Here is a 5,442-nt window from a genome sequence, read left to right as displayed (position 1 = left end):
CGCTCAAAGGCGGCGCCACCCGCCTCTTGCGGCCGCGCCTGATCGGATATGCCGTGGCGATGACGGCGATGATCGCCGCCTTCGTCTGGGCACTGGACGCGCGGCCGCAGCTGCAGCTGGACGTCACCCGCGACCGCACGCTGTACCGCGAGAACATGCAGGGGCAGATCGAAAACATGTACCGCCTCAAGCTGATCAACAAGACCCAGCAAGCGCGCCGCTACGCGCTCGGGCTGGAAGGCGGGCCGTTCGCACTGCAGGGACCGCGCGAGATCGCCCTGGCCCCGGGCGAGATCGCCGACCTGCCGGTCAGCGTTGCGCTGCTCGACAACGCCCGCGACTTCAGCCGCGAGCTGCGTTTCGAGGTCAGCGACCTGGCCGAGCCGAGCAGCCGGGTGAGTACACCGAGCACCTTCGTCGCCCCCATCGCGGCGCTACGCCAGTAGACTGGCCATGCCCAACCGCCACGGCCCGGACACGATGAAGCGCTACGAGAAATTCGCCGACGAGATTGCCGAACTGATCCGCAGTGGCGTGCTCGCGCCGGGAGAAAAGGTGCCCTCGGTGCGCCACGCCAGCCGCACCTACGGCGTCAGCCCGTCCACCGTGTTCCAGGCCTACTACCTGCTGGAAGACCGCGGGCTGATCCAGGCGCGGGCGCGTTCGGGCTATTTCGTCCGCGAACATGCCAAGCGCCCGTTGCACGAACCGGACATCAGCCTGCGTCCGGCGGAAACCACCGATGTCGGCGTCAGCGAGCTGGTGTTCTCGGTGCTCGCCTCGCTGCGCGACCCGGCCACGGTGCCCTTCGGTTCGGCCTTTCCCAGTCCCGAGCTGTTTCCCCTGCAGCGCCTGGCGCGCTCGATGGCACAGAGCGTGCGCGACATGCCGGCACGCGAGGTGATTGCCGAGATGACCGCCGGCAACCCGGACCTGCGCCGGCAGATCGCCCTGCGCTACATGGTCAGCGGTGTGATGCTGCCGATGGACGAACTGGTGATCACCACCGGTGCGATGGAGGCTCTGAACCTCTGCCTGCAGGTGGTAACCGAACCGGGTGATCTGGTGGCCATCGAGGCGCCAGCGTTCTACGCCACGCTGCAGGTACTGGAACGGCTCAAGCTCAAGGCGGTGGAGATTCCGGTGCACCCACGCGAAGGCATCGACCTCGACATCCTCGCCGATCGCCTCGCGCACTTGCCGATCAAGGCCTGCTGGTTCATGAGCAGCCTGCAGAACCCGCTGGGCGCGAGCATGGGCGAGGCGAAGAAGCAGCAGCTCTATGAGCTGTTGCAGCGCCACCAGGTGCCGTTGATCGAGGACGACGTCTACGCCGAGCTTTACTTCACCCGCGAGCCGCCCAAGCCGGTGAAAAGCCATGATCGCGAAGGTCTGGTGATGCACTGCGGTTCGTTCTCCAAGAGTCTCGCGCCCGGTTACCGGGTCGGCTGGGTTGCCGGCGGTCGCTATGCCGAGCAGATCGCCCGGCTCAAGCTGATGACCACCATTTCCCCTTCCGTGCCGGCGCAGGCCGCCATTGCCGATTACCTGCAGCACGGCGGCTACGACCGTCACCTGCGCAAGCTGCGCCATGCGCTGGAGATGCAGCAGGGTGCGATGCTCGCCTCCGCGGCCCGCCATTTCCCTGCGAGCACGCGAGTCACCCGGCCCAGCGGCGGCTACTTTCTGTGGTTCGAATTTCCCGAGCAGGTGGATTCGCTGCAGCTGCTGCAACTGGCGCTGGCCCAGGGCATCAGCCTGGCGCCAGGGCCGATCTTTTCGGCGACCCAGCGCTTTCGCAACTGCGCGCGGCTGAATCACGGCCATCCATGGGACGCCCGCAGCGAGCAGGCGATGAAGTTGCTGGGCAGGATGCTGAAGTCGTTCTGAGGCGCGGTGACGATATGTCCGGGACCTTCAGTCGCAATCCTGCGGCTGGCCGCCACGGGCCTTCATCAGATACATGCGGTCGTCGGCCTGCTTGAGCAGCTGGGCCTCCGCATCACCGTCTTCGGGATAGAGCGCGGTGCCGATGCTCAAGCCGATATCGAGACTGTGCTCGGCAATCTGCATCGGCTGCTCGAAGGCCGCGCGGATCTTGTCGACGACGCGGCGGGCATCCTCTGCCTCGGCGATGCTTTCCAGCAGCACCACGAACTCATCGCCACCCAGCCGCGCCACGGTATCGGTGTCGCGCACGCAGTGCGTTAGGCGATCGGCCACTGCGCGCAGCAGCTGGTCGCCGCCGCTGTGGCCGTAGGTATCGTTGACCTGCTTGAAGCGATCCAGATCCACGTAGAGCAAGGCGACGCGTCCGCCATTGCGCCGCACCCGCGCCAGGGCGGTGTCCAGGCGATCGCGAAAACAGGCGCGATTCGGCAGGCCGGTGAGTTCGTCGTACTGCGCCATCCGGTGCAGTCGCGCATACAGCTGCTTGCGCTCGATTGCCGTGACCACCTGCATCGAGACGAACTGCAGCAGCTCCTGATCCTTCTCGGTGTAGGGCGCGGCCGTGCTCTTGAGCAACAGCACGCCGATCACCCCCTCACTCGAACTGAGCGGCACCCCCAGCCACCAGGCATGGGTATCCCCATCACCGAGCGGGAGCGCTAGCGCTGGCATCGAGTCCGCATTGAAGCGCAACGGCTGCGCGCCATGCAGGACGGAAAAGCACAGGGACGCCGCGGGTTCCGCTGGCAGACCGGTCGAATCGAGCGCCAGCGCCTGGTAGGGATAACTCAGCTCGCCGCTGGCAGCATTGCGGATGGCCACGATGAAATCGTCCACCGGCAGCAGCTGGGCGATGGTCAGATGGATCTGCTGATACAGCGCTGCGAGGTCCTTGGCCCCGTGCGCCGCCTCGGAGATCGAATAGAGCGCCGCCTGCATCGCTTCGGACTGCTTGCGCTGGGTGATGTCGCGCGCCACGCCGATGCGCAGCTTGTTATCGGTCGACCAGCAGGCCGACCACATGATGTGCACCACACCGCCGTCCTTGCGCACGTAACGGTTCTCGAAGTGCAGCAGCGGCTGATCAGCCATTACTTCCTTGGCGGCGGCCAGGGTCCGGGCACGGTCTTCGGGATAGACCATCTCGATCATCCGCTTGCCGAGCATCTCCTGCGGGGTGTAGCCGAAGATGCGCTCGCAGGCGGCGCTGACGTAGACGAAGTTGCCCTGCGCATCGACCACGCAGATGGCATCCAGCAACAAATCGATGACACTCGCAAGAGGCGCGTAGCTATCCGTCTTCACAGCGGCAGACCTACTTCGGCCATTGGGCACGGGCCTGGCGATCGGGGCGGCGCCGTCGCGCGGCTGATCGCTCGTTCCCATGCCCTAAGCATCGCCCAAATCCGCAGCCGCTGCGCTGTTTTTTTATTGTCCGGCTCCCTCCACCCAGCGCGGATAGAAGCCGAGCGAAGCCTGGGTGTTGGCATCCTGCAGCGCGATAACGTTCTCTAGCGCATCGCCGGCGTCCCGTTCCAGTCGGTCGCCGCGAAAGAAGAAGCGGCGGCCATCGGCAAGCGTGAGGAACAGGCCGACCGCCCCATGGCCATCCAGCGGCACCAGCACGACCTGGCCGTCGCCGAACAGATCCAGGCTACGACGGTGCTCCCGATAAGGGCTCGCCTGGAACTCCAGCGACTGCCAGCGGACCGGGTGGCGAAACTGACTGGGCAACACCGCTGGCGGCGTGGCAGCCTCCAGATAGCCCAGGCTGTCCGCGCTGGCCAATACCGGTACCTCGGGATAGTCGACCAGCCCCGAAGCGTGCTCCCAGCGCACGCACCCCAGCACGATACGATCGATCTCCAGTCCGTCCCCCTCCAGCTGATCGCGCACCGGGCGTACGTCCGCGTAGCGCTTGATTCGCCAGGGCACCTCGGCGTCCAGCTGCGCGTCGATCTGCCTACCGAGCCCGGTTCCAAACAGCAAGCGGCTGCCGCGATGCTCGATCAGAATCGCGATGTGCTGCGTGGGCGGCGCCTCCTGCCAACCGTTCCGTCCCAGCAAGAAGTCGCCACTGTCGCTCTGCGCCGTCTTCACCAGGCTGAAGCGCAACCCTTGCGCAGCCGAAGCATCCTCGACGAAGCCAAACAGGGAGACTGCCAGCCCGATCACCAGCAGCAGCGATACTCCGATCCGCCGGCCCAGGTGCCGGTCCAGCTCGCCGGGCATCCGACCATTCTGCACGTTCATGGCGTCACAACCCCGGCATGCCGACATAACCCGGCAGCGCGCGGACGCGGGCGAACCAGGCCTGCAGCGCCGGATAGGCAGCCAGATCGAGCCCGCCGTCTCCGCCCAGCGCGACGTTGGGGTAGACGGCGATGTCGGCGATGGTCGGTTCGCTGGTCTGCGCCAGCCAGGCGTGCTGCGCAAGGTGCCGCTCGAGCGTACGCAGGGCGCTGGCGGCACGTGCCTGCGCCAGAGGCTCGTCGATCGGCCGGCCGAACAGCTTGCCCAGACGCACGGTGGCCGGGCCATGCTGCACCTCGTTGGCGGCAAAGCTCAGCCAGTTGGCGATGTGGCCCTGGGTTTCGGCGTCCTGCGGATACCACTCATTGGCATAGCGCTGGGCCAGATAAACCAGGATTGCCTGGGAATCGCCAAGTCGAAAATCGCCGTCCTCGAGCACCGGAATCTGTCCGCGCGGATTGATTTCACGGAACGCCGGCTGCTTGTGCTCGCCCGCAAGCAGATTCACCGGCACCAGCTCCACCGGCTGGCCGATCAGGCTGAGAAACAGACGAACCTTGTGGCAGTTGCCGGATAGCGTCAGGTCGTAAAGCTTCATGGTGTTGCCCTCGTGATTGGCTGCGACTGGATAATAGACAGACCTGTCTGTACACTGCAAGCACCAACGCAAATCCATCCCAACTGGAGCAAGCCGCGAGCGCTCCCGCATAATGTCGAACCACAGGAGGTATCCATGGCATCGAACAAGCGCGACCAGTTGCTCAACACCGCAGAGAGTCTGTTCTATCGCGAGGGTTATCACGCCACCGGCATCGATCGCATCCTGGCCGAATCCGGCGTGGCCAAGATGACGCTGTACAAGCACTTCAAGTCCAAGGACGAGCTGATCCTGGCCGTGCTGGAAGCGCGCCACGAGCTGATGCTGACGCGCCTGCGCGAGCGTGCCACCAGACTGCCGCCGCGTGAGGCGCTACTGGGAATTTTCGATGGATTGCACGGAATGATTCACGGCAACGACGCCTTCTGCGGCTGCCTGTTCATCAACGCAGCGGCCGAATATCACGACCGCGACCACCCGATTCACCGCCGCTCCTCCGCCTACAAGGCAGAACTGCTGGCCTACCTTCGCGAGCTGCTGGAACGCCTGGATGCGCCACAGCCGCTGCAGCTGGCGCGCCAGCTGCAGTACCTGCTCGAAGGCGCGCTGAGCATGGCGCACATCGAAGGCCCGGGCGAGCA

Annotated in this window: 6 protein-coding genes; 3 read left to right on the top strand and 3 right to left on the bottom strand. The window is 65.4% G+C overall.

Annotated features, from left to right (window positions below; genetic code table 11):
* Together LO50_RS05665 and mapR are read left to right on the top strand one after the other, a co-directional pair.
* On the top strand, positions 1-446 hold a 446-nt coding region (locus LO50_RS05665), incomplete at its 5' end, for a FixG Ig-like domain-containing protein (RefSeq protein ID WP_044314383.1).
* Between the two features lie 34 nt (positions 447-480).
* Positions 481-1,890: a GntR family transcriptional regulator MpaR gene (mapR, locus tag LO50_RS05660; protein WP_044314384.1), complete on the top strand. Its 1,410-nt coding sequence runs from the start codon at positions 481-483 to the stop codon at positions 1,888-1,890.
* Positions 1,891-1,917: 27 nt separating this feature from the next.
* Here the strand turns inward: mapR and LO50_RS05655 are convergent, their stop codons facing one another.
* The 3 genes from LO50_RS05655 to LO50_RS05645 all read right to left on the bottom strand — a co-directional run bounded on the left by LO50_RS05655 (position 1,918) and on the right by LO50_RS05645 (position 4,801).
* Entirely contained in the window at positions 1,918-3,255 is a 1,338-nt protein-coding gene (locus tag LO50_RS05655; protein ID WP_044314382.1) for a sensor domain-containing protein, read from the bottom strand.
* A 123-nt stretch (positions 3,256-3,378) separates the two neighbouring features.
* The gene (locus LO50_RS05650; RefSeq protein WP_044314381.1) at positions 3,379-4,182 is read right to left on the bottom strand and encodes an MBL fold metallo-hydrolase; all 804 of its coding nucleotides are present in this window, start codon (positions 4,180-4,182) and stop codon (positions 3,379-3,381) included.
* A gap of 25 nt (positions 4,183-4,207) precedes the next feature.
* Positions 4,208-4,801, bottom strand: a complete 594-nt coding sequence (locus tag LO50_RS05645) for a glutathione S-transferase family protein (RefSeq protein ID WP_044314380.1) — start codon at positions 4,799-4,801, stop codon at positions 4,208-4,210.
* Between the two features lie 135 nt (positions 4,802-4,936).
* Here LO50_RS05645 and LO50_RS05640 point away from each other — a divergent pair.
* On the top strand, positions 4,937-5,442 hold a 506-nt coding region (locus LO50_RS05640), incomplete at its 3' end, for a TetR/AcrR family transcriptional regulator (protein ID WP_044314379.1).

Source organism: Stutzerimonas stutzeri (genome assembly GCF_000935215.1).
In the GTDB taxonomy this organism is placed as follows: Bacteria; Pseudomonadota; Gammaproteobacteria; order Pseudomonadales; family Pseudomonadaceae; genus Stutzerimonas.
Note: the sequence above shows the minus strand (reverse complement) of the source record. Positions and strands in the feature narration are given on the sequence as shown.